This is a genomic window from Amycolatopsis sp. NPDC104819 (assembly GCF_055583145.1).
The window spans coordinates 193,014-217,508 of the sequence record NZ_JBVJON010000013.1 but is presented as its reverse complement, the minus strand read 5'-3'; the positions used below and the strand labels follow the sequence as shown (position 1 = coordinate 217,508).

Annotated in this window: 16 protein-coding genes; 12 read left to right on the top strand and 4 right to left on the bottom strand. The window is 72.3% G+C overall.

Features of this window, described 5'->3' with window-relative positions:
* Nucleotides 1–4 precede the first annotated feature (4 nt).
* The gene (locus ACZ63E_RS35415; RefSeq protein WP_465340594.1) at nt 5–6,736 is read right to left on the bottom strand and encodes an SDR family NAD(P)-dependent oxidoreductase; all 6,732 of its coding nucleotides are present in this window, start codon (nt 6,734–6,736) and stop codon (nt 5–7) included.
* 806 nt (nt 6,737–7,542) lie between these two features.
* On the opposite strand from ACZ63E_RS35415, the gene ACZ63E_RS35410 reads away from it, so the two are divergent.
* Complete coding sequence (locus ACZ63E_RS35410; RefSeq protein WP_465340593.1) at nt 7,543–8,652, top strand: threonine synthase; 1,110 nt, start codon at nt 7,543–7,545, stop codon at nt 8,650–8,652.
* Nucleotides 8,649–9,266, top strand: coding sequence for a helix-turn-helix transcriptional regulator (locus ACZ63E_RS35405; protein ID WP_465340591.1), 618 nt, complete (start codon nt 8,649–8,651; stop codon nt 9,264–9,266). Before ACZ63E_RS35410 ends, ACZ63E_RS35405 begins: the two co-directional genes overlap by 4 nt.
* A 1-nt stretch (nt 9,267) precedes the next feature.
* On the opposite strand, the gene ACZ63E_RS35400 is transcribed toward ACZ63E_RS35405, so the two are convergent.
* Nucleotides 9,268–10,173 carry a glutaminase gene (locus ACZ63E_RS35400; RefSeq protein WP_465340590.1) on the bottom strand — a complete coding sequence of 302 codons (906 nt, stop codon included), beginning with the start codon at nt 10,171–10,173 and terminating at the stop codon, nt 9,268–9,270.
* Between the two features lie 160 nt (nt 10,174–10,333).
* Here ACZ63E_RS35400 and ACZ63E_RS35395 point away from each other — a divergent pair, with 160 nt between their 5' ends.
* From ACZ63E_RS35395 to ACZ63E_RS35365, 7 genes are all read left to right on the top strand, one after another.
* Nucleotides 10,334–11,725: an amino acid permease gene (locus ACZ63E_RS35395; protein ID WP_465340589.1), complete on the top strand. Its 1,392-nt coding sequence runs from the start codon at nt 10,334–10,336 to the stop codon at nt 11,723–11,725.
* 202 nt (nt 11,726–11,927) lie between these two features.
* Nucleotides 11,928–12,932, top strand: a complete 1,005-nt coding sequence (locus ACZ63E_RS35390; RefSeq protein WP_465340587.1) for a LacI family DNA-binding transcriptional regulator — start codon at nt 11,928–11,930, stop codon at nt 12,930–12,932.
* 92 nt (nt 12,933–13,024) lie between these two features.
* Entirely contained in the window at nt 13,025–14,302 is a 1,278-nt protein-coding gene (locus ACZ63E_RS35385) for an ABC transporter substrate-binding protein (protein ID WP_465340586.1), read from the top strand.
* The gene (locus ACZ63E_RS35380) at nt 14,302–15,240 is read left to right on the top strand and encodes a carbohydrate ABC transporter permease (protein ID WP_465340585.1); all 939 of its coding nucleotides are present in this window, start codon (nt 14,302–14,304) and stop codon (nt 15,238–15,240) included. Before ACZ63E_RS35385 ends, ACZ63E_RS35380 begins: the two co-directional genes overlap by 1 nt.
* A complete protein-coding gene (locus ACZ63E_RS35375) occupies nt 15,237–16,061 on the top strand; it encodes a carbohydrate ABC transporter permease (protein ID WP_465340584.1) in 825 nt (274 codons plus the stop codon). The genes ACZ63E_RS35380 and ACZ63E_RS35375 overlap by 4 nt, the downstream gene beginning before the upstream one ends.
* 9 nt (nt 16,062–16,070) lie before the next feature.
* Nucleotides 16,071–18,908 (top strand): glycoside hydrolase family 2 TIM barrel-domain containing protein, encoded by a 2,838-nt coding sequence (locus tag ACZ63E_RS35370; protein ID WP_465340583.1) that lies wholly within the window; start codon nt 16,071–16,073, stop codon nt 18,906–18,908.
* Nucleotides 18,909–18,971: 63 nt separating this feature from the next.
* On the top strand, nt 18,972–19,574 hold the full coding sequence (locus ACZ63E_RS35365; protein WP_465340582.1) for a hypothetical protein: 603 nt from the start codon (nt 18,972–18,974) through the stop codon (nt 19,572–19,574).
* An 18-nt stretch (nt 19,575–19,592) separates the two neighbouring features.
* Here the strand turns inward: ACZ63E_RS35365 and ACZ63E_RS35360 are convergent, their stop codons facing one another.
* On the bottom strand, nt 19,593–20,282 hold the full coding sequence (locus tag ACZ63E_RS35360) for a TetR family transcriptional regulator (protein ID WP_465340581.1): 690 nt from the start codon (nt 20,280–20,282) through the stop codon (nt 19,593–19,595).
* Between the two features lie 86 nt (nt 20,283–20,368).
* Between ACZ63E_RS35360 and ACZ63E_RS35355 the strand changes: the two genes are divergently transcribed.
* Nucleotides 20,369–21,514, top strand: a complete 1,146-nt coding sequence (locus ACZ63E_RS35355) for an FAD-dependent monooxygenase (RefSeq protein ID WP_465340579.1) — start codon at nt 20,369–20,371, stop codon at nt 21,512–21,514.
* Between the two features lie 328 nt (nt 21,515–21,842).
* Here ACZ63E_RS35355 and ACZ63E_RS35350 read toward each other — a convergent pair whose 3' ends face one another.
* On the bottom strand, nt 21,843–22,520 hold the full coding sequence (locus tag ACZ63E_RS35350; RefSeq protein WP_465340578.1) for an NUDIX hydrolase: 678 nt from the start codon (nt 22,518–22,520) through the stop codon (nt 21,843–21,845).
* Nucleotides 22,521–22,603: 83 nt separating this feature from the next.
* Here ACZ63E_RS35350 and ACZ63E_RS35345 point away from each other — a divergent pair, with 83 nt between their 5' ends.
* Complete coding sequence (locus tag ACZ63E_RS35345) at nt 22,604–23,605, top strand: SPFH domain-containing protein (protein WP_465340577.1); 1,002 nt, start codon at nt 22,604–22,606, stop codon at nt 23,603–23,605.
* Nucleotides 23,602–24,471, top strand: a complete 870-nt coding sequence (locus ACZ63E_RS35340) for an NAD(+)/NADH kinase (RefSeq protein ID WP_465340576.1) — start codon at nt 23,602–23,604, stop codon at nt 24,469–24,471. Before ACZ63E_RS35345 ends, ACZ63E_RS35340 begins: the two co-directional genes overlap by 4 nt.
* Nucleotides 24,472–24,495: the final 24 nt, after the last annotated feature.

The window sequence follows — 24,495 nt, the reverse complement described above, 5'->3', positions numbered from 1 at the left end:
CGGCTCACCAGCCCGACGCGGTGTGGACGACGGCGGCGGTCTCGGGGCGGCCCCACGCCAGCTCGCGCAGCAGGCCGAGGGTGCCTTCCTCCGGGTCGATCAGCGCGATGCCGCGGCGGGCGTACTCACGCATCAGCTCGGGTGTCACCATGCCGTCGTGGTCGCCGGTGGGCGCCCACGGTCCCCAGTGGACGGTCACCGCGCGCCCGGCGGGCCAGCGGTGGCCGAGCGTTTCGAGCGCGTCGTTGGCGGCGGCGTAGTCCGACTGGCCGCGGTTGCCGAGCGTCGCGGCGATGCTGCCGAACAGGACCACGAACTTCGGCTCCTCCGGCAGGTCGGCGGTCGCTTCGAGCAGGGTCCGGGCGCCGTCGACCTTCGTGCCGTAGACCCGGGCGAACGACTCCGGTGTCTTCTCGGCGACGAGCTTGTCCTCGATGACCCCGGCCGCGTAGACGATGCCGTCGAGGCGGCCGTGCTCGGCGTGGATCTCCTTGACCGCGCGGTGCACGGCTTCGGCGTCGAGCATGTCGACGGACTGGTAGCGCGCCGGGCTGCCGAGGCTTTCCAGCTTGTCCAGGGTCTGGCGGACCTCGCGTTCGGAGGTGATCCGGCGGACGGTCCGTTCGATCTCGGCGGGGCTCTTCAGACCGCTCGCGATCAGGGCCGAGCGCAGCTCCTTGGGCTCTTTCGCCTGCGGGTACTCGTCTTCCGGCGGCGGCACCGGGGTCCGGCCGAGCAGTTCGACGCGGCAGCGGGTGGCGGCGGCCAGCGTCGCGGCGAACCGGGCGGTGATGCCCTTGGCGCCGCCGACGAGCAGGACGACGGAGTCGCGGTCGAGGCCGATCGCGGCCGCTTCGGCCACGCCGTCACCCGCTGGTCCGGCGCCGCTGCTGCCCAGCAGGCCGAGCCCTTCCTCGCCGGGTTTCAGCCCGCGCCGGTTGACGCCGTCCCTGATCACCACGGGTTCGCGGTCCACAGTGGACAGCTCGGCGACGAACGCGGCGGCGTCCGCGCCTTCGACGACCCGCGCGAGCGTGTGCGGGTATTCGCGGGCGACGCTGCGGTAGAAGCCGCGGAGGCCCTCAGCCGGTCCGGCGGTCAGCAGCCACTTCGGGCCGTAGGCCAGCACGGCCTGGTAAAGCGGGAAGGCGCCGGGTAGGACGGCGTCACCGTCGGGAACGTGAAGGTAGCCGTCGAAGCCGGGCCGGACGTCGTCGCCGATCTCGGCTTCGGCCCCGCGGGCGGTCAGTGCACTGTGGACGGCGTCGGCGAACGGACCGGCGCCGAGCACGAGAAAACGGCGGCCGGCGATGTCCAGCTCTCCAGCCGGAGCGAGGTCGAACTCGGTCATCACGTACCGCCGGGGTGCGATGATCACCGGCTCCGGCCCGGACTGCTTCACGGGCGTTTGTGCGGGTCCGGCGTCCAGCAGTTCGGCGATGCCGGCCGCCGTCCGGGCCTTCGCCAGCTCCTCGACCTCTCCGGCACCCAGGCGAACCGTCAGCTCGCCCGCGATCTCGGCGCGCTTGATGGAGTCGATGCTCAGGTCGGCTTCCAGATCGAGGTCGGGCTCGATCATGTCCGCCGGATAGCCGGTCCGCTCCCCGATCACCTCGATGATCGTCTCCAGCACCGACGTGGGTTTCGGTGCGTCAGGGACAACCACGGCCTCTGTCGGGCGCTGGTCCCCGATCAGGTCCGCGATCGCCGCCGCCGTGCGGGCCTTGGCGAACTCTTCGACGTCTCCCCCGGCCAGCCCCAGGACCGTGGCCAGCTCACCGGCGATCTCGGCGCGCTTGATCGAGTCGATACTCAAGTCGGCTTCGAGGTCCAGGTCGGGCTCGATCATGTCCACCGGGTAGCCGGTCCGCTCCCCGATCACCGCGACGATCGTCTCCAGCACCGGCCGCTCGACCGGCGCCGCCGGGACGACCGCCGGAAGCACCTCGGCCACCGGCGTGGGCAGCTGAACCGGCACATCACTGCCGAAGAACCCGAGCAAGACGTCCCGCTGCGCGGCGATCATCTCCCGGCTGGTGCGGAGGAAGTCGGCGACCATCGCCTCCGACGAAACCGGCTCGGCCGACGTCGTGGCCAGCACCGCCGACAGTCGCTCGGCCGGGCGCAGCGCTCCCGCCGGGATCGTGCCGTCCGCCGTGCGCAGGAGGTGGCCGTCGACCGTCCAGCCGGGACGGTTCGGCCGCGGGGCCGTGCCTGCGTCGACCGCGTCGCGGCCGCGGAACAGCCATCCCGTCTCGACGCGCACCCCGGCGACGGCCAGCTGCGCGAGCGCGCCGAGGAAGCCCGGCACACCGCGGCGGCCCGGCTGTTCGAACCCGACCGTCCGATGCGGACGGTCCCCGAGAATCGCGTCGACCTGCCGGGCGAGCACCGCGCCCGGTCCGGCTTCGACGAACACCCGCGCGCCGGCCGCGTACATCGCCTCGATCTGCTCGACGAACCGCACCGGCGAGCCCACCTGCGCGGCCAGCTCACCGCGGATCTCGTCCGGGTCCGCCGGGTAGGGCCCGGCGGACCGGTTGCCGTACACCGGGACGGCGGGCCGCACGACGCCGATCGCCTCCAGGGTCTTCCCGAAAGCGGCGCCCGCCGGAGCGACCAGCGGACTGTGGAACGCACACGCGACCGAAATCCGTTTTGCGCCGAGCCCGGCCGCGCGGAGCTGCGCGATCGCCGCTTCGACGTCGGCGGTGGGCCCGGAGATCACCGTCTGCCGGGGTGAGTTGTGGTTGGCGAGGACAACCGTGGTGGCGGTGAGGACCGCGCTCACATCCGCGGCGGACGCCGAGACCGCCGCCATCGCCCCCGGGTCCCCGGCGGGCACCGCGTCGAAGATCGCCCCGGCCCGCGCGTGGCTGGCCAGCATCAACGCTTCGGGGGTGAAGGCGCCCGCCGCGGCCAGCGCCGTCAGCTCGCCGTAGCTGTGCCCGCCGACCATCGTGGGCCGCACGCCGGCGCGGGTCAGCAGGCGGAACGCGGCCAGCCCGGCGAGGCCGAGCGCGGGCTGGGCGACGCGGGTGTCGGTGACGCGCTCGGCAGCAGTCTGCCGCGCGGCCTCGCCGAACACCGCCGGGCCGAAGACGACGTCGGCGGTCACCGGGTCCAGGCGCAGGTACCGCTGCAGCTCGGGAAAGGCGACGAAGAGCTCGGCGAACATGCCGGGCCGCTGGCTGCCCTGGCCGGGGAACAGCACCGCGACCTCACCGGGTTCTTCGTCCCCGGCGCGGTACACCCCGGACACGTCCTGCCCGGCCAGGGCCTGCCGCAGCAGCCCGGCCAGCTCGTCCACAGTGGACGCGACGACGGCGAGCTGCACCTTCCCGGCGGCGTCGGCCCGCCGTGACGCGCTCAGCGCCAGGTCCCGCAGCCGCCACGGCTGCTTCCCGCCGGGCACGTCGTCCACCAGGGACAGCAGGTCCCGGGCCGCCGCGTCGGTCGCGAAGGGGAACAGCTCGGCGGGCCACTCGTCGGCCGTCTGCGCCGGGGGCACACTGCCGTGAGCGGCGAGCACCACGTGGAAGTTGGTGCCACCGAAGCCGAACGCGCTCACCCCGGCGATCCGCTCCGCGGCCGGCGCGGCCCACGGCTGTGCCGCCGTCTGGAACACGAACGGGCTGCTCGACGCGTCCCAGGCCGCGTTCGGCGCGGAGAGGTGCAGTGTCGGCGGCTTGACGGCGGTGTGCAAGGCCAGCGCCGTCTTGATCAGCCCGGCGAGGCCCGCGGCACACTTGGTGTGCCCGATCTGGGACTTCACCGACCCGATCGTGCACCCGCCGGGCGCGGCGCCGGCCTCGGTGAACACCTTCGTCAGGGTGCCCAGCTCGGTCCGGTCGCCGACCACGGTGCCGGTGCCGTGCGCCTCGACCAGCCCGACGCGCGCGGGCGAGATGCCCGCGTTGCGGTAGGCGCGACTGAGCGCGGTGTGCTGGCCCTCCGGCCGCGGCGCGGTGAGGCCGAGCGCGCGGCCGTCGGAGGCCGCGCCGACCCCCTTGATCACCGCGTACACGCGGTCGCCGTCCCGTTCGGCGTCGGCGAGGCGCTTCAGCGCGACACACGCGACCCCTTCGCCGAGGGCGATGCCGTCCGCGGCGCTGTCGAACGTCGCCGAGCGCCCGGTCGGGGAAAGGGCGTGCGCCGAGGCGAACAGGAGGTAGTCGTTGATGCCGTTGTGCAGGTCCGCGCCGCCGCAGAGGACGAGGTCGCTGGTGCCGGCGGTCAGCTCCTTGCAGGCGACGTCGACGGCGGTCAGCGACGACGCGCACGCGGCGTCCACCGTGTAGTTCGCGCCGCCCAGGTCGAGGCGGTTGGCGATGCGCCCGGCGATGACGTTCGCGAGCACGCCGGGGAAGGAGTCCTCGGTGATCCGCGGCAGCCGGTCGTCCAGTTCGGACGGCAGTTCGCCCACATAGGACGGCAGCACCGAGCGCAGGGTCATCGCGTTGGACAGGTCGCTGCCCGCCTCGGCGCCGAACACCACCGACGTCCGGGCGCGGTCGAACGCGCGGTCGGCGTACCCCGCGTCGGCCAGCGCGCGGTGCGCCGCTTCCAGCGCCAGCAGCTGCACGGGTTCGATGCTGGCCAGCGAGGACGGCGGGATGCCGTACTTCAGCGGGTCGAAGCCGACCTCCGGGAGGAACCCGCCCCAGCGCGACGGTGTCTTCTCACCCTGGCCGGCCGCGTCGTAGTACAGCTCGGTGTCCCAGCGCTCCGGCGGGACCTCGGTGACGGCGTCGGCGCCGGCCAGGACGTTCGCCCAGAACGTGGCCAGGTCCGGTGCCTGCGGGAACATGCAGGCCATGCCGACGATCGCGACGTCGAGCGGGGCGGGGGCGGGCGGTTCCGGGGTGGTCACGCCGAATTCGGCGGCCCGGGCGCGCAGGAACGCGTTCGCGCCTTCGCCGACGGCGTGGTGCAGGTCGGCGATCGTCGTGACCGCGTCGCGCAGCACGGCGACTTCGCCCGCCATGAACATGCCTTCGGCGAACTGCCGGTCCTCGCCGACGTCGTGCAGCTCGGCGCCGACCCGCTCGATGCCCTTACTGGCCAGGCGGAGCCGGCCGACGTTGAGGGTTTCCAGCTGCTCCCAGGCTTCGCGGCTCGGCACGCCCCGCTCGGCGAGGTCCGCCTTGATCACCGCGTACTCCTCGGTGAACGGGCTGCGCACGCACCGGGTGGCGTGCCCGGGCGCGGTTTCGAGCAGGTCGGTGTGCTCGGCGCCGAGCAGCTCGCGCTGGAACCGCGGGAGCACGGCGCCCGCGTCGACGGCCTCGCGGGTGAACAGGTACGCCGTGCCCATCAGCACCCCGACGGCGGCGCCCCGCGCGGCGACCGGGGCGGCAAGGGCGGCCACCATCGCCGCCGAGCGCTCGTCGTGGACGCCGCCCGCGAACAGCAGCTGCAGGTCCGCGGCCGCGCCCGGCGTCACCGCGAGGAAGTCACTCAGGACTCCGAGCTGGGCCTCCCACAACGGGAAGCTCGTGCGCGGGCCGACGTGACCGCCGCATTCCGAACCTTCGAAGACGAACTTGCGCGCCCCGGCTTGGAGGAACTGCTTCAGCAGTCCGGGTGAGGGCACGTGGAGGAAGGTCGAGATCCCCGCGTCCTCGAGCGCCGCGGCCTGGGCCGGGCGGCCGCCGGCGATGATCGCGTGGGACGGCCGCAGCTCGCGGATCACCTCGAGCTGCGCGGCCTTGACGTCTTCGGCGGCGAAACCGAGGACACCGACACCCCAGGGCGCGCCACCCAGGGCGTCGCGAGTCTTCTCCAGCACGTCGCGGGTCTGGGCCGGCCCGGACAGGGCCAGCGCGATGAACGGCAGGGCGCCGCCCTCGGCGACCGCGGCCGCGAACGCGGGCTGGTCGCTGACCCGGGTCATCGGCCCCTGCGCGACCGGCAGCGCGGTGCCGAGCGCGCGGCTGCCCGCGCTGCCCGGGCCGAGCACCGGGGTCTCGGCGCGCAGCGCGTCGCCGATGGCGTCGGCCAGGGCGCGGACCGCCGCGGTCACCGTGCCCCAGCGGTCGCGGAACCGGTTGGCCAGGAAGACGTCCTGGCCGGCTTCGACCGGTTTACTGCCTCGCCGAGCGAGGACGCGGACGCCGTCGACGACGGTCGTTTCGGATCCGTCGAGACCGGAAAGCCCGCTGGTGAGCGCCGATGGGAGTTCGGCTTCCGGCAGCAGGGCGAGCTGGGTGTCGACGACGACCCCGGCGGCCCCGCCGGCGACCGCGGCCGCGGCGGTGTGGGGCCCGATGCCGCCCGCCGCCCAGACGGGAACGCCCGGCGCGGTGTCGAGCAGGGCTTGCAGCAACACGAACGTGCTCAGCTCACCCGTCCGGCCGCCGCATTCGTGACCGCGCGCGATCAGCCCGTGCGCGCCGCCGTCGAGTGCCCGGGTGGCCGCGGCACGGCTGGAGACTTCGGCGAGCACCTGCCGGCCGGGAAAGTCGTGCGCCGTGCACGGCGAGTCTTCGGTCAGCACCACGGTGCTCACGGCGTCGGGCAGGTCCGCGGGCGGGTGCGTGAGCCGGACGCCGAAGGCCGGGATTCCCCACTCCCCCAGCAGCTCGAGCTCGTCCGCGGCCGCGGCGGCCGGACCGGTCAGGTCGAGCACACCGAGCCCGCCCCCGCGCACGGCGGCCGCGACCCCGCGCGCCGACGGCCACCGCAGTGGTGACACTGCGACGACCGCTGCGCAGTCGTCTTTCGAGACACGCATGGGAACTCCCGCTATGCACGAAAGGGTGACGGAGTAACGGGGTGTACTTAAGCGGGTTCACCCGGTTCCGTCAACAACCCACCACGATTTCGTCGGAGTTGTTCAGAAAATGCGCGACGGACCAGCGCAGAGACGCAAGAATTTAACGTGTACGTCATGTACCCCGGCATGGCGCAGCCCCGCGACAACTCTTGGACACTGGTCAAGCGGCCGCCGGGCCGTGCGGTACCTGCGATCCGCCTGGCACACACCACCAGATGGGGGCAAGCCTTCTCACCCGGTGGACGCAGTCCGGCTGGCCACACCGGACCACACCGTCCGTCGGGTCCGCTGTTTCCCCGAGGCCGCCGGAAAGTATCGTGCAGGTAAAATTGACGACGTTATCCGGTTCTTCTGCCGACACGCGCCGGAACAGTTTTCCCTATTGCGCGGAGACGATTCGCGCGGCACTTTTACCCACAGCCGAAAGCAGGGTGCCGGAATCGGCCCGGCCGAGCCCGCCATCCCGGCGAGTCCACTGTGGATTCCCCGCGCGGCCGGGTTTCACGTGCTCACACGATCCACCACGCCGCGACGCCCCTGCCTGCCAACTGCACACCCCCCGCCGGACCGGCGCGAACGACGGCGCGTATTCACCCGGGCACCACCGGTATCTCCGGCCGCGGCGATGAGTCCTTCGCCGTCGAAATCTCCGCCGGATGTGACAAATTTTCCGGCCGGGAAGCTGAAACTGTTTCGCGTACCTGTCGGTAACATTAGACGCGTCGTCTACACTTGGACACGTTGTCCAAGTCGTGGAGGTGGTCGTGGAGTACTGGTACACCGACGAGCGTTCGGGGACGCGTTACCCGGGCGACCCGCTGCGCTGGCGCGGTGACGACGGCGCGCCGCTGACCGTCGCCCCGCTGACCGGCCTGGGCCCGGGTGACGTCGAGACCGGCGTCCGCTCCCTCTGGCGCTACCGCGCGGCGCTGCCCGGCGACCTGCGCCCGGTCTCGCTCGGCGAGGGTTGCACCCCGCTGGTCCCCCAGGTCTGGGGCGGCACCGAGGTCCGGTTCAAGCTCGAGTGGTTCGGCCCGACCGGCAGCTTCAAGGACCGCGGGTCGAGCGTCATGGTGTCGGCGCTGGCCGGCGCCGGTGTGCGGGAGCTGCTGGAGGACAGCTCCGGCAACGGCGGCTCGTCGGTCGCCGCCTACAGCGCCGCGGCCGGGATCGCGGCGACCGTGCTGGCACCGGAAGGGACGTCACCCGCGAAGGTGCTCCAGACCCGCGCGTACGGCGCGACGGTCGAGCTGGTGCCCGGCACGCGCGACGACACCGCCGCCGAAGCCGTCCGCCGGTCGGCCCGCTCGACCTACGCCAGCCACAACTGGCACCCCTTCTTCCTGCAGGGCACCAAGACCCTCGCCTACGAGCTGTGGGAGGACCTCGGGTTCCGCGCGCCGGACGCCGTCGTCACGGTCGCCGGCGCGGGCAGCATCGTCCTGGGCTGCGACCTCGGCTTCGGCGAGCTGCTGGCCGCGGGCTCGATCACCCGGCGGCCACGCCTGCTCGTCGCGCAGCCGCGGAACTGCTCCCCGGTCGACGCCGCCTTCCACGACCGGCAGCCGCCGCCGTTCGCCCCGACCGTCGCCGAAGGCACCGCCATCCGTCACCCGGTCCGGCTGCCCGAGGTGGTCGCCGCGATCCGGCGGTCGGCGGGGGACACCGCGGCGATCCCCGAGGACGCCATCGCCGCGGCCGCGCGCCGGCTCGCGTCCCTCGGTCTCTACGCGGAGCCGACCAGCGCGACCGCCGCCGCGGCGATCGACGTCTTCCGGGAGCGCGGGGCGATCCGGCCCGGCGAGACCACCGTCGTCGTGCTCACCGGGTCCGGGCTGAAGGCGCGCGACCGGCTGCGGGAGCTGATCGGATGACCGAGGACGAGCTGCTGCTGCGGGAAGCGGAGAAGATCGCCCAGGCGGTCGGCCGGATGTTCCCCGGGTTGTGCGAGGTCGTGCTGCACGACCTGCGCGACCCCGCCCACGCCGTGCGCGCGATCGAAGGCGGGCTGTCCGGACGCGCCGTCGGCGACCCGGCGACCGAGCTCGGCCTGGCCCGGATCGCCGACCCGGGGTTCCCGGACGTGCTGCAGAACTACCCGAACCGCTTCCCCGACGGCCGGCCGGCGAAGAGCACGTCGATCGGCATCCGCAACTCCGGCGGCGAGTACGTCGCGGCGCTGTGCCTCAACCTCGACGTCTCCCTGCTGGGCTCGGCCGCGCACGCGCTGACCCGTCTCACCCGCACCGACGCGCCGGCCCCCCTGGCCGAGTCCCTGCAGGCCCGCACCGGCGACGAGCTGCGCGCCCTGGTCGAGGACTACGCGACCGAGCGCGGCCACACCCCGCGCAGCCTGCCGGCGTCGGGCAAGAAGGACCTGGTCCGGTTGTTGAAGGAGCGGGGGTTCCTGGAGCTGAAGAACGCCGTCCCGGCCCTGACCGACCTGCTCGGGATCTCCCGGGCGAGCGTCTACAACTACCTGCGCTGACTCAGAAGACCGACCAGCCGGTCAACGTCGTGAACCGGTCCAATGCGGACACTCCGGCGACCGAGTTGCCGCGCGCGTCCAGGCCGGGGCTCCAGACGCAGACCGCGCACCGGCCCGGCACCACCGCGAGGATGCCGCCGCCGACGCCGCTCTTGCCGGGCAGGCCGACCCGGTAGGCGAACTCGCCCGCCGCGTCGTAGGTGCCGCAGGTCAGCATCACGGCGTTGATCCGCTTCGCCGCGCTGAGTCCGAGCAGCCGGGTGCCGTCGTTGCGGATGCCGTGGCGGGCCAGGAACAGCGCCGAGCGGGCGACGTCCGCGCAGCTCATCGCGATCGAGCACTGGCGGACGTACTGGTCGAGAACCTTGGGCACCGGGTGGCGCATGTTGCCGTAGGAGGCCATGAAGTAGGCGAGCGCGCGGTTGCGGTCGGCGTGGCCGGCCTCCGACTCGGCGACCTCGGGGTCGACGCCGATGTCCGGCCGGCCGGACTCTTCGCGCAGGAACGCGAGCAGCGCCTCGACGGCGTCACCTTGGCGCGCCAGCTCGTCGGTGACCACCAGCGCGCCCGCGTTGATGAACGGGTTGCGCGGGATGCCGTCCTCGTGTTCCAGCTGCACCAGCGAGTTGAACGGGTCACCGGAGGGCTCGCGGCCGACCCGCGTCCACACGCCGTCACCGCGGGCGAGCACCAGCGCCAAGGTGAACACCTTCGACATGCTCTGCACCGAGAACGGATGCTCCCAGTCGCCGACGCCGTGCAGGCCACCGTCCACTTCGGCCACGGCCATACCGAACCGCCGCGGCTCGACCCGCGCCAGGGCGGGGATGTAGTCCGCGACGGCGCCGCGGCCGATCTCGGGCGCGACGTCGTCGGCGATCCGGTCCAGCAGCGCCGCGAGGTCCACGGCCGTAGCGTAGAAGGCCGTCCATCCCGGATGAGCGGCGGCCCTTGTCAACTCGAAACCGGGAAATACTGGGAGAACTCCCCAAGTGATCTCCCGCACACCTTAAGTCTTCCTTAGCGCGCTTGGTGACTTGCCGCACAACCTCTAGCGTCCGTGAACCATGGATTCCTCGCTGCTCACCGAAAAAGGTGAAAGCTACTCGAAAGCGCTGGGCAACCGCCAAGTGCAGATGATCGCCATCGGCGGCGCGATCGGCGTCGGGCTCTTCCTCGGCGCCGGCGGCAAGCTCCACCAGGTCGGCCCGTCGCTGGTCCTCTCCTACGCGATCTGCGGGGTGGCCGCCTACTTCGTGATGCGGGCGCTCGGTGAGCTCGTCCTGCACGAGCCCAGCTCGGGCAGCTTCGTCACCTACGCCCGGAAGTTCATCGGGCCGTGGGCCGGCTTCGCCTCCGGGTGGATGTACTGGGTGAACTGGGCGATGACCGGGATCGCGGAGATCACCGCGGTCGCGATCTACGTCCACAAGTGGCTGCCGGACGTGCCGCAGTGGATCACCGCGCTGGTCGCCCTCGGGGTGCTGATCGCCGTGAACCTGCTTTCGGTGAAGCTGTTCGGCGAGCTGGAGTTCTGGTTCTCGGTGGTCAAGGTGCTGGCCATCGTCGTCTTCCTGGTCACCGCGCTCGGCCTGGTGTTCACGAGCGCGAACATCGGTGGCACACCGGCCGGCGTGCACAACCTGACCGACCACAGTGGATTCTTCCCGGCCGGCATCGGGATCGCGCTGATGACGCTGCAGGCGGTCATCTTCGCCTACTCGGCGATCGAGGTCGTCGGCATCGCGGCCGGCGAGACCAAGGACGCCCGCAAGGTGCTGCCGAAGGCGATCAACGGTGTGGTGTGGCGGATCGGCGTGTTCTACGTCGGGTCCGTGCTGCTGCTGGCGATGCTGCTGCCCTGGCCGTTCTACAACGGCGACGAGAGCCCGTTCGTCACGGTGTTCTCGCGCCTGGGGATCCCGGGCATCGGCGACGTGATGAACGCGGTGGTGCTCACCGCGGCGCTCTCGAGTGTCAACTCCGGGCTCTACTCGACCGGCCGGATCCTGCGCTCGCTGGCCGACAAGGGCGAGGCGCCGTCGTTCGTGGGCCGGATGAGCAGCCGTCAGGTGCCCTACGGCGGCATCCTGTTCACCTCGATCGCCTACCTGCTCGGCGTGGTGCTGAACTACCTGGTGCCGAAGGAGGCGTTCGACATCGCCATCGCGGTCGCGTCGCTCGGCGTGATCACGACCTGGGCGACGCTGATCTTCTGCCAGATGCGGCTGCGCCAGGCCGCCCTGCGCGGCGAGCTCGAGCGGCCGTCGTACCGCATGCCGTGGGCCCCGTACTCCGGCTGGGCGACCCTCGGGTTCCTGGCCCTGGTGGTGGTCCTGATGGGCTTCTCCGACGGCGCGGAAAAGATCGCGTTCTACTCGATCCCGGTGCTGGCCGTGGTGCTCGCGGTCGGCTGGCGGGTGATCTCGAAGCGCCGCGAACGCACCCCGCTCGGGTAGCGGCCCGGCCACCCGAGACGGAAGGGTCGACTCGCGTGATCAGGGGGTCGACACGCGTGTCTGGCGGGTCGACACGGCGCGCGAAAGCCGTGTCGACCCGCCAATCACGCGAGTTGACGCTTCAATCACGTGTGTTGGCGCTTCGATCACGGCCGGGCCGGCCGCGGACGGGCATACTCGACCTCCGGACAGGAGGTGGGCGGTGTCTTCGAGCACGGAACCCCGGCGGGTGACGATCCACGACGTCGCCCGCTCGGCCGGGGTCTCGCGGCAGACGGTGTCGCGGGCGCTGAACGACAAGGCCGAGATCGACGGCTCGACCAAACAGCGGGTGCTCGACGCCGCCCGGGAGCTCGGATACCGGCCGAGCCGCTTCGCCCGCGGCCTGGTCCGGCCGGACACCACCACGATCGGGCTGGTGGTGCCCGACCTGCTCAACCCGTTCTTCACCGAGGTCGCCTCCGGCGCGCTGGAGGCGGCCCGGTCCCGCGGCTGGCACGTCGTCGTCTACGACACCGCCGACGACGCCGAGCAGGAGCTCGCCACGCTCCGCGTGATCGGCGCCCAGGTCGACGCGGTCGTCGGCTACTTCAGCCGGTCCGACGAGGACCTCGACCGGTTCACCCCCGGCGTCCCCGTCGTGCTCATCGGCCGCGAGCCGCACACCCCGCGGTTCAGCGGCATCACGATCGACGGCGAGGAGGGCATCCGCGAGGCCGTCGCCCACCTCGTCTCCCGCGGGCACCGGCGGATCGGGATGCTCGATCACGACGGCCGTCCCGAACCGAGCATCCGGCAGACCTGGTTCCTGCGGGCCGCCGCCGCGGAAGGCATCACCGTCGCGCCCGGGTGGATCGCGCGCGCCGCGCAGACCGTCGACGGCGGGGGCGCGGCCCTCGCCACGCTGCTGGCCGCGCACCCCGACGTCACCGCCGTCTTCGCCTTCAACGACGTGATCGCCATCGGCGCGCTGCGCGAAGCCCGCCGCTACGGCCTGCGGGTGCCCGCCGACCTCGCGGTGATCGGGTTCGACGGCCTCGCGCTGGGCACGCTCGTCGACCCCGAGCTCTCCAGCGTCGCGATCGACACGCGCGCGCTCGGCGCGCTGGCCGTCGACCAGGCGGCCCGGCTCGTGACCGGGGCCGAGCCGCTCGCACCCGCCGAGCTGATCGTCCGCGCCGGGCTCCACCTGCGCGAATCCGCCTGATCCCTTGACACCGGTGCCACCGCGCAGCACACTCCCGAGCAATCCGTGAACGTTCACGGGAGCGTTCACGGGCACTGCCCGGAGGGTCCTCGATGACGCTGACTCGACGAAGCTTCCTGACCGCGGCGGGACTGGGCGTGGCGGCGCTCGGCTCCGCCGCCGCCTGCACGAGCCCGACCACCGCCAACCCCGGCAAGCTCACGCTCTGGTACACCAGCGGCGGGCTGGCCGACTCCGTCGTCGCCGACGCGGGCAAGCGATTCGCCGACCTCTACCCGTCCCAGGTGAGCGGCCAGCTCAAGCAGCGGCTGCTGGCCGCCCTGTCGGGCGAGGCGTACCTGCCCGACATCACGATGCTCGGCGACGACATCGCGACGTACTTCGCCGACAGCGCCCACTTCGCCGACCTGCGCGGCCTCGGCGCGGACGCCGTCAAGGACCGGTACCTGCCGTGGAAGTGGCAGGCCGGCACCGCCCCGGACGGCTTCCAGCTCGGCTTCCCGATCGACATCGGCCCGGCCGCCCTCTACTACCGGCACGACCTGTTCACCCAGGCCGGTTTCCCGAGCGAGCCCGACGACGTCGCCGCCGCCGTGCCGACGTGGGACGCGTACTTCGACTTCGGCCGCCGCCTGCAGGAGAAGCTGCCCGGCCGGCACCTGATCACCGACACGAAGACCGTCTACACGTACTCGATGGCGCAGGAGCCGGAGAAGTACTTCACGCGCGACAACACCTACCTCGGTGACGCGCCGCAGGTCCGCCGTGCCTGGGACCGCGCGCTCACCGCGTTCCGCTTCGGGCTGACCGCGGGGTACGCCGGCTCGCAGGACCCCGGCACCTCCGTCGAACGGCACGCCGCCTGGAACTCCGGCAAGGAGCTGAGCTTCGTCAACGCGTCGTGGATCGTCGGCGAGCTCAAGAAGTCGGCGCCGGGCACGGCCGGGAAGTGGCGGGTCTGCCGCGCGCCCGGCGGCGCGGGCAACCAGGGCGGCTCCTTCCTCGCCGTCACGAAGTACTGCCCGCGCCCGGACCAGGCGTTCGAGGTCATCCGCTGGATGCTGTCCCCGGAGAACCAGCCGCGGTCCTACCTGGAGGCCGGCCTCTTCCCGACCAGCCCCGACGCCTTCGCCGACCCGCGGCTGCTCGCGCCGGAGCCGTTCTTCGGCGGCCAGGCGACCATGGCCGTACTCGGCCAGGCCGCACGCGAGGTGCGGCCCGCCTACTTCAGCCCGTGGGACATTTCGATCAGCGACACCTACACCGACGAGCTCACCAACGTCGAGCTCGCCGGCAAGGACCCCGGCCGCGCCTGGGACGACGCCCGCCGCAGCGTCGAGCGGCTGCTGACCCGGCAGGGGGTGCTCTGATGGCCACGCTCACGCGTCCCGCCGCACCGGCGCGCGTCACGACTCCCCCGCGTTCGAAGCGCTGGCGCCACCTCCCGCAGTACCTGGCGATCGCGCCGTTCTTCGTGCTCTTCGCCGTGTTCGGCCTCTACCCGGTGCTGTACTCGCTCTACCTCGCGCTGCAGCGGTGGGACGGCGTCGGCCCGATGAAGTTCGTCGGCCTGGGCAACTTCGAGTTCCTGGTCAGCGACCCGACGTTCTGGGACTCGATCGGGAACACGCTGGTCATCTGGGTGATGTCGACGATTCCGATGACCGCGCTGGCCCTGCTCGTCGCGGTCGGGCTGCACTCGTCGATCCGGTTCAAGGGCGTGTTCCGGATCGCCTACTTCCTGCCGAACGTGACCTCGATCGTGGCGATGTCGCTGGTGTTCGGCTCGATCTTCAGCAGCGAGTTCGGGATCCTCAACTGGTTCCTGGGCCTGGTCGGGGTCGACCCGGTGGCGTGGCTGACCGACCCGTGGGCGATCCGCGTCGCGATCTCGGTCATGATCGTCTGGCGGTGGGTGGGGTACAACGCGATCATCTTCCTGGCCGGGCTGCAGGCGCTGCCCGCCGACGTCTACGAGGCCGCGCGGGTCGACGGCGCCGGGCCGGTGCGGACGTTCTTCCGCATCACGCTGCCGCTGCTGCGTCCGGTGCTGCTGTTCTCCGTGGTGATGTCGGCGATCAGCGGGCTGCAGATCTTCACCGAGTCGCAGATCCTGCTGGGAAACCGCGGCGGACCGGACGAGGCGGGCATGACCATGGTGCTGTACTTCTACGACAACGCCTTCGTGAACAACGACTTCGGCTACGGCGCGGCGATCGCGTGGGGCATCTTCGTCGTCGTGGTGCTGTTCGCGATCCTCAACTGGCGGCTGGTCCAGCGCCCCGGCTTCCTGAAGGCGGGCCGATGAGCGGCAGGACCGGCCGGATCGTCACTTACGTCGCGCTGACGGTGGGCGCGCTCGTCACGCTGTTCCCCTACTACTGGCTCGTGGTGATGGCGTCCAACACCACGGCCGACATCTACTCGTCCCCGCCGACGTGGACGTTCGGCGGCGAGTTCTTCCACAACATCGGGCAGGTCTTCGCGAAGATCGACTTCTTCGGCTCGCTGCTCAACACCCTGGTCGTCGCGGTCGTGACGACCCTGCTGGTGCTGTTCTTCGACTCGCTGGCCGCGTTCACCTTCGCCAAGTACCGCTTCCCCGGCAGCTCGGTGCTGTTCGGCGTGGTGCTCGCGACGTTCGTCGTGCCGACCCAGCTGTCGGCGATCCCGCAGTTCACGGTCATGGCGCACCTCGGCTGGGTCGGCGACCTCAAGGCGCTGATCATCCCGGCCGCGGCCAACGCGTTCGGCATCTTCTGGATGCGGCAGTACGCGCAGAGCGCCATCCCGGACGAGCTGCTGGAAGCGGCGCGGATCGACGGCTGCGGCTTCTTCCGGACGTACCTGACGGTCGCGCTGCCCGTGCTCCGCCCGGCGTTGGCGTTCCTCGGCATCTTCACCTTCGTGAACGCCTGGAACGACTACCTGTGGCCGCTGGTCGTGCTGATCGACGCGAACCACGTGACGCTGCAGGTCGCGCTCTCCCAGCTGAACAGCCTGTACGTCAAGGACTACAGCGTCGTCATGGCGGGCACGCTGGTGGCGATCGTGCCGCTGCTGGTCGTGTTCGCCTTCGGGGCCCGCCACTTCGTCCGCAACATCGCCGCCGGCGCCCTCAAGGGCTGAAAGGACTCCATGTCGTACGTCGAAGACCCGGGCCCCGGCCACGGTTCGGTGCCCCCGCGCGCGGCCTTCACCTCCGACGCCCCTTCGCTGGTGCTGAACGGCGTTTGGCGGTTCCGGCTTTCACCCAGCCTCGCGGCCGCCCCCGACCCGGTCGAAGCGGACGACTCCACTTGGGACGAGCTGCCGGTGCCGTCGCTGTGGCAGCTGCACGGGCACGGCAAGCCCGCCTACACGAACGTGCACTACCCGTTCCCGGTCGATCCGCCGCACGTGCCGTCGGAGAACCCGACCGGGGACCACCGGCTGCGGTTCGACCTGCCCGCCTCCTGGCCCGCGGGGTCCGCGCTGCTGCGCTTCGACGGGATCGACTCGTGCGGCCGGATCTGGCTCAACGGCGCCGAGCTCGGCGTCACGAAGGGCAGCCGGCTGCCGTCGGAGTTCGAGGTGGGCGCCCTGCTGCGGCCGACCGGGAACGTGCTGGTGGTGCGCGTCCACCAGTGGTCGGCCGGGAGCTACCTCGAGGACCAGGACATGTGGTGGCTGTCCGGGATCTTCCGGTCCGTGACGCTGCTCGCGCGGCCCGCCGGCGGGATCGGCGACTACTGGGTCCGCGCGGACTACGACCACACCACCGGGCTGGGCACGGTCCGCGTCGAAACCGGCCCGGACGTCGTGCTGGACATCCCTTCGCTGGGCATCACCGGGCATCCGGCCGGTGAACCGCTGGAGCTGCCGGTTTCGCCGTGGAGTGCGGAGTCGCCGCGGCTGTACGACGGCACACTGTCCACTGTGGCCGAACGGGTGCCGGTGCGGATCGGCTTCCGGACGGTGTCCGTCGAGGACGGTCAGCTGAAGGTCAACGGGCGGCGCCTGCTGCTGCGCGGGGTAAACCGCCACGAACACGACCCGCGGTCCGGCCGGGTCGTCTCCCCCGAGACCGCGCCCGCCGACGTCCTGCTCATGAAGCGGCACAACGTCAACGCCGTCCGGACCAGCCACTACCCGCCGGACCCGGCGTTCCTCGAGCTGTGCGACGAACACGGCCTCTGGGTGATCGAGGAGTGCGACCTCGAAACCCACGGCTTCGGACCGTTGGGGTGGGACCGGAATCCCAGCTCAGAGCCGAGGTGGGCCGACGCCTACCTCGACCGGATGCGGCGCACGGTGGAACGGGACAAGAACCGGCCCAGCGTGATCCTCTGGTCGCTCGGCAACGAGAGCCACACCGGCGAGAACCTGGCGCGGATGGCGGAGTGGGTGCGCCACCGGGACCCGAGCCGGCCGGTGCACTACGAGGGTGACCACGACTGTTCCTATGTGGACGTCCACAGCAGAATGTACGCGACGCACGCCGAGGTCGCGCGGATCGGGGAGCGTGACGACGAGAACGAGCGACGCCGTGACCTGCCGTTCCTGCTCTGCGAGTACGGGCACGCGATGGGCAACGGCCCGGGCGGACTGCTGGAGTACCGCGAGCTGTTCGAACGGTACCCGAACTGCCAGGGCGGGTTCGTCTGGGAGTGGATCGACCACGGTCTGTCCACTGCGGCCGGTTTCGCCTACGGCGGGGACTTCGGCGAGCCGATCCACGACGGCAACTTCGTGATCGACGGCCTGGTGTTCCCGGACCGGACACCGTCACCGGGGCTGGCCGAGTACGCGAAGATCATCGAGCCGGTCCGGATCTCGGCCGATCTCGCCGGTGTCCGCGTGTCGAACCACTACGACTTCTCGACGACCGGGCACCTCGCCTTCACCTGGGTGCTCGAGGAAAACGGGACCGCGGTCGCCTCGGGGACTCTCGACGTCCCGGTCGTCCACTCCGGACAGAGCGTGTCGGTGCCGCTCCCCGCGTTGCCGCCCACCTCGGGCGAGTCGTGGCTGACCGTCTCGGCGTCGCTGAAGGCCGCGACGTCATGGGCGCCCGCAGGCCACGTCGTCGGGTGGGGGCAGCTGCCGGTGTCGGAGGCCCCGGCGTCACCACCGCTACCGTCGCGCGGCCCGGTGTTCCGCACGGCCGGCCGGCTCGTCCTGGGCGTCGGCGAGTTCGACCCGGCGACCGGCGTGCTGAGCACGCTCGGCGGGCACGCGGTGACGGGGCCCCGCCTGGACGTCTGGCGCGCGACGACGGACAACGACCGCGGCTCGTCGCCCGGGCCGTCCGAGGCGTCACAGTGGCTCGACGCGGGGCTGCACCGGATGCAGCACCGGGTGATCTCGGTCGACGCCGACGGCGACGAGCTGGTGGTCCGCACCCGCGTCGCCCCGCCGGCGCAGCCGTTCGGGCTGTTCGCGGACTACACGTGGACGGCGTTCGCCGACCGCCTGCGGCTCACGGTGGACGTGACCCCGGACGGCGCACTGCCGGAGACGCTCCCCCGGCTGGGTGTCACGATGGCCATCCCGGGCGAGCTCGGCACGGCCGAGTGGTTCGGCAGCGGCCCGGGCGAGGCGTACCCGGACAGCCACCAGGCGGCGCGCATCGGCCGGTTCTCCAGCAGCGTCGACGGCCTGCAGACGCCGTACGTGTACCCACAGGAGAACGGCAACCGGGCGGCGGCCCGCTGGGCGAGCCTGACCACCCCGTCGGGCGCGGGCATCCGCGTCGACGGCGCCCCGACGTTCGACTTCACGGCCCGCCGCTGGACGGCGGCCCAGCTGGAGGAGGCCCGGCACACGGCGGACCTGGTGGCCGGGGACCTGGTGCATCTGACGCTGGACGTCGCGCAGCACGGGCTGGGGTCGGCGTCGTGCGGGCCCGGAGTCCTGCCGCGGTACCGGCTGGCGCCGCAGAAGACGTCGTTCACACTCTGGTTCCGGCCACTGGCGGGTGGTGTCGCAAATTGAGACCCCCGCGGCGGCCCGCATGCGGTGTCGTGGAGGTCCACGCCAGGACAGGAGCGTCCCCGGATGAGCCACTCCACGACGGCGCCGTCGAGCGCGCGGTTGCTGACCACGCCCGGTGCGCTGGGCCTGGCCGATCTCGTCGCGATCTTCGACGACCTCCAGTTCACGCTGCAGTGCTGCGAACGGCTGGTGGCCGAGCTGGAACGGCCCCGGCGGGACGCCGTCCTCGTCGAGTCGCTGTGGGTGTCGGCGGTGAACTCCTACGCGCGCTGCTTCCGCACCGGTGACCGCGGCATGAACCTGACCCCGGCGGACGTCGAGGCGACCGGGGTGCAGGGTGAGGTCGCCGAGTGGCACGAGCTGCTCGGCAAGATCCGCGACTTCTCGATCGACGGGGCGGTCAACCCGCGCGAGTCCTACTCCGTCGGCGTCTCCCAGACCGGGACCGGCGAGGCCGCGGGCATCGTCATCACTTCGGCCGTGCGACCGCTGGTGGACGACGTGACGGTCCGCCAGACCGGCCGGCTCGCCTTCGAGCTGAGCCGGCTCGTCGACGAGCGCATCAAGGAGCACCAACAGAAGGTTTTCGAGACGGCGTCCCGGATGCCGGCCGACCAGCTCTCGGCGTTGCCCGCCATCGAGGTCACCGCGGAGCCGTCTCAATAAGTCTCAGAAATCGTCTCACTATTCTGCGCCGGGCAGGTGGCGGTAGATCGTCGCCCGGGAGACGCCGAGTGCGGCCGCGATGTCGGCCGGGGCGTGGCCCGCGTCGTAGAGGCGCTGGGCGGCCTCGACCGTCTCCGGGCTCATCACCGTGGGCCGGCCGCGGCGGCCGCGGGTCTTGGGTTCGGCCGCGGTGAACAGCCGGTCGACGCCGTCGAGGACTGCCGCGCGCAGCTCGGCCGCCGGGGCGTCGGCGAACAGGACCACCGGGTCGCTCAGCATCGCGATCGCCTGTGCCGCCCGCACCTGCGCCGCGAGGTCGGGTTCCGGGCCCGCCACCAGCAGGTTCGCCTGCAGCATGCCGTCGCGGAACCGCTCGAACACCGTGTCCGACGCGGTCAGGCCGAGATCGCGCAGGTTCATCCGCAGCAGGTACCGGTGGCTCAGCCAGACGTCGAGGAGTCCTTCGATCGCGGCCCGGCGCGGGTCGGCGGCCTCGGCCGCCTTCGCCATCGCCACCTCGACGTCGGCCAACATCGGCTCGGCGAGCGCCGTGACGATGTCCGCCTTGCCCGGGAAGTGGTAGAGCACCGCGGTCTTCGTGACGCCGACGAGCTCGGCCAGCTCCCGCACCGACGTCGCGTGGTAGCCGCGCGTCGAGAACTCTTCGAGAGCGACGCGCAGGATCCGGGCGCGGGTGTCGTCCGTCATCACGTGAGCCTAGCGGGTTGCCTGACCGATGGACAGGAGCGTACGGTCGGGACTGACCGATGGTCAGGACCGAGATGGGGGTTCAGATGAACGAGCAGACCGTACTGATCTCCGGCGCCGGGGTCGCCGGGCCGACGCTGGCCTACTGGCTGGCCCGCGCGGGCTTCCGGCCCACCGTGGTGGAGCGCGCCGCCGGGATGCGCTCGAGCGGCAGCCCGGTGGACGTCCGCGGGCCGGCGTCGCAGGTGGCCGACCGGATGGGCATCACCGCGAAGCTGCGCGAAGCCAGCACCGACGCGAGGTCGCTGAAGTTCGTCGACGACGCCGGCCGCCGGACCGGGCGCGTCCCGATGAGCGTGCTCGGCAGCGACACCGACATCGAGCTACCCCGCACCGACCTCGCGGCGACCCTGTACGAAGCGGCGAGCGAGGACGCCGAGTTCGTCTTCCACGACTCGATCACCGGGCTCCACCAGGACGACGGCGGTGTCGACGTCACGTTCGAGCGCGGCGCGCCCCGGCGTTTCGACCTCGTGCTCGGCTCGGACGGACTGCACTCGGCGGTGCGACGGCTGGCGTTCGGCGCGGAAGCGGCGTTCGTCGAGCACATGGGCGTCTACATCGCGACGCTGCCGCTCGCCGAGGCGCCGGCCGACCGCACCGAGCTGGTGATGTACAACTCGCCGGGCCGGGCGGTCGCGGTCCACCCGTCGCGCGGGCACGGGATCGCGGCGTTCATGTTCCGCGGCGACGCGGTGCCGGGGTTCGACTACCGGGACACCGCGCTGCACAAGCGGATGCTGTTCTCGGCGTACGAGGGCGCCGGGTGGCGCGTGCCGGAGCTGCTAGAGCGCGTGCGGGAGGCCGACGACCTGTACTTCGACGCGGTGAGCCGGGTGCGGATGGACAGCTGGAGCACGGGTCGCATCGCCCTGGCCGGCGACGCGGCGTCGTGCGTATCCCTGTTCGGCGACGGCTCGACGCTGGCGATGGCGGGCGCGTACACGCTGACCTCGGAGCTGGGCCGGACCCCGGACGACGCGGCCTCGGCGTTCCGGCGTTACGAGGAGGCGCACCGCAAGCTGGTGGAACCCAAGCAGCGCAACGTCTCCACGGCCGCGGCGTTGCTGATCCCGGCAACCCGCGGCGGGCTGGCGGTGCGCAATTTCGGCACGCGGCTGCTGCCGTTGATGGGCGCGGCCCGGAAGCTGGTTCCGGCCCGCGTGGCCTGACGGGTCGGGGGTTGAAACGGCGCTGGTGAGCCGCCGCGCCCCGGGCGACCGCGGCGATCTCGACTCGGTCTGGCCCGGCGGGGCCCGGCCCGGCGGCCTGGCCCGGCGCAGTCCGGGCCCGCCGCGGCGGCAATCGGGAGCCGGCGCGGCCCAGCCCGGCGGGGCCCAGCCCGGCGCGGCAGCGGCGATCGCGACTCGGTCTGGCCCGGCGCAGCCCGGGCCCGGCACGGCGGCAATCCGGACCCCGACGCGGAGGCTGCAATCGCGGCCCAGCGCAGCCCGGCTCAGCGCGGCCCGGCTCAGCGCGGCGCAGCCCGGCCGGGCGCGATCAACCTCGCAACATCGGCGGGTACAACAACTCCGCCTTCCCCCGCCGATACAACTGCGCCGGCCGTCCCCCATCACGGGTCGTCGTCCGGCCCGTAGGCTCCAACAGGCCCTCCGCCCCCGTCACCTTCCGGTGGAAGTTCCGCGGATCCAGCCGCGTGTCCCACACCAGCTCGTACACCCGCCGCAGCTCGGCCACGGTGAACTCCGGGGCGCAGAACGCCGTTGCCAGCGGGGAATACTCCAGCTTCGCCCTGGCGCGCTCGAGCCCGTCCGCCAGGATGCGGTCATGGTCGAACGCCAGGTGCTCGCCGCCCAGCGCTCGCACCGGGGCCCAGCGCGCCTCGGCCGCGTCCGTGCCCGCGGACGGGGTCGGCAGGTTCGGGGCCAGCGCCAGGTACGCCACCGTCACCACCCGCATCCGCGGGTCCCGGTCCGGCGCGCCGTACCCCGCCAGCTGTTCGATGTGGACGGTTCCCGGCGCCAGGCCCGTCTCCTCCGCCAGTTCGCGCCGCGCCGCTTCCGACAGGTCCTCGTCCGCGCGGACGAACCCACCCGGCAGCGCCCATTCGCCCAGGTACGGCGAAACTCCCCGGCGCACCACCAGTGCGCACAGCTCGTCCCCGGTCAGGGTGAGCACGACCAGATCCACGGTGACGGCGAACGGCGGGTGACCCATGCCACCACCCTACCTCCTAATCGTCAGCTTGACGATTAGGCCGCCCACCGCATATCGTCACGGCGACGATAAGAGGAGGGCACATGGCCGACATCAGCCGCCGGTTCGGGTTCCGGCACCTGCGGGGCGCACCCACCGTGCACATCCGCCACCACCGCCGCGGCAAGCTCGCGCACGACGGCATCGGGCTGTCGTTCTGGTACCGGCCGCTGACCGCCGTGGTCTCGGAGGTGCCGGTCGACGACCGGGAGCTGCCCCTGCTGTTCCACGCGCGCACCGCCGACTTCCAGGACGTCACCGTCCAGCTCGCCCTCACCTTCCGGATCGAGGACCCGGCGGTGGCCGCGCAGCGCATCGACTTCTCCATCGACCCCGGCACCGGGCGCTGGAGAAGCGACCCGCTCGGCCAGATCAGCGGGCTGCTCACCGAGAACGTCCAGCAGTACGCCCTCGAGGTGCTCACCCGCATCGACCTCGCCACCGCGCTCGTCGACGGCGTGAGCGCGGTCCGCGACCGGATTCGCGCCGGGCTGGCCGAGGAGGACGCCCGGCTCGCGCAGACCGGCACGTCCGTCCTCGACGTGCGGGTGGTCGCCATCCGGGCCGAGCCGGAGGTCGAGAAGGCGCTGCAGACGACCGCGCGGGAGAAGGTGCAGCAGGAAGCCGACCGGGCGACCTACGAGCGCCGCGCGATGGCCGTCGAACGGGAACGCGCGATCAGCGAAAACGAGCTGCAGAGCCAGATCGAGCTGGCCCGCCGGGAGGAGCAGCTGCTGACGCAGCGGGGCGCGAACGCCCGGCGGCAGGCCGAGGAGGCGGCCGCCGCGAGCCGCATCGAGACCGAGGCGCAGGCGTCGCGGAAGGAGCGGCTGACCGCGGTCGAGGCGGCGGGCAAGCAGGCGCTCGGCGAGGCAGAGGCGGCCGGTGAGGCGGCCCGGCTCGCGGCCTACCGCGACCTGCCGGAAGGTGTGCTCACCGGGCTGGCGCTGAAGGAGCTGGCCGGCAACCTGCCGCAGATCGACAGCCTGGTCCTGACACCCGACCTGCTCACGCCGCTGCTGACGAAGCTGGGCGTGCGGTCGTGAGCCTCGCTCCGCGGGTGGTGCTGGTGCACCGCCGCACTGAGCTGGCCGAGCTGCTGGCCCGGCACGGCACCCGCGGCCAGGCGGAGTTCTTCCTCCGCACACGCGGACGTGACCTCGCCGAGGTGACCGAGGCGGACGCCGCCGTGCGCGCGGCGCTCGCCTCGGCGTCGGCGGCGATCCCGCTCGACTGGCGCCGGGGTGAGGTCGAACGCGCGGACCTCGACCGGTTCCTGTTCACCCCGGAGGACATCGTGGTGGTCGTCGGCCAGGACGGGCTGGTCGCCAACGTCGCCAAGTACCTCGACGGCCAGCCGGTGGTCGGCGTGGCCCCCGGCGCGCCCGGCGTCCTGGTCAAGCACCCGGCCGCCGCCGTCGCGGACCTGGTGCGCGCCACCGGCGACGTCGAGCGCCGGACGATGGCCGAGCTCACCGCCGACGACGGCCAGCGGCTGCTCGCGCTCAACGAGATCTACCTCGGGCACGCCGGGCACCAGACGGCCCGCTACCGGCTGGGGGTCGGGAGCGGGCCGGCGGAACGCCAGGCGTCGTCGGGGATCCTGGTCGGGACGGGCACCGGCGCGACCGGCTGGTGCGGGTCGGTGTGGCGGGAACGCGGGAGCGGGCTCCGGCTGCCCGCGCCCGGTGAACAGCGGCTCGTCTGGTTCGTGCGGGAGGTGTGGCCGTCACCGACGACCGGAACGACGTGCACCGAAGGGGATCTGACGTCGGCGCCGCTGACGGTCGAGGTCGAGTCCGACCGCCTGGTGGCGTTCGGCGACGGCCTCGAGACGGACAGCGTCGCCCTCACCCGCGGCCAGACGGCGACGTTCGTGCCCGCCGCGAAGACCGTCCACTTGGTCCGGTGATCGACCGGCGTGCGAAAGTGGCCG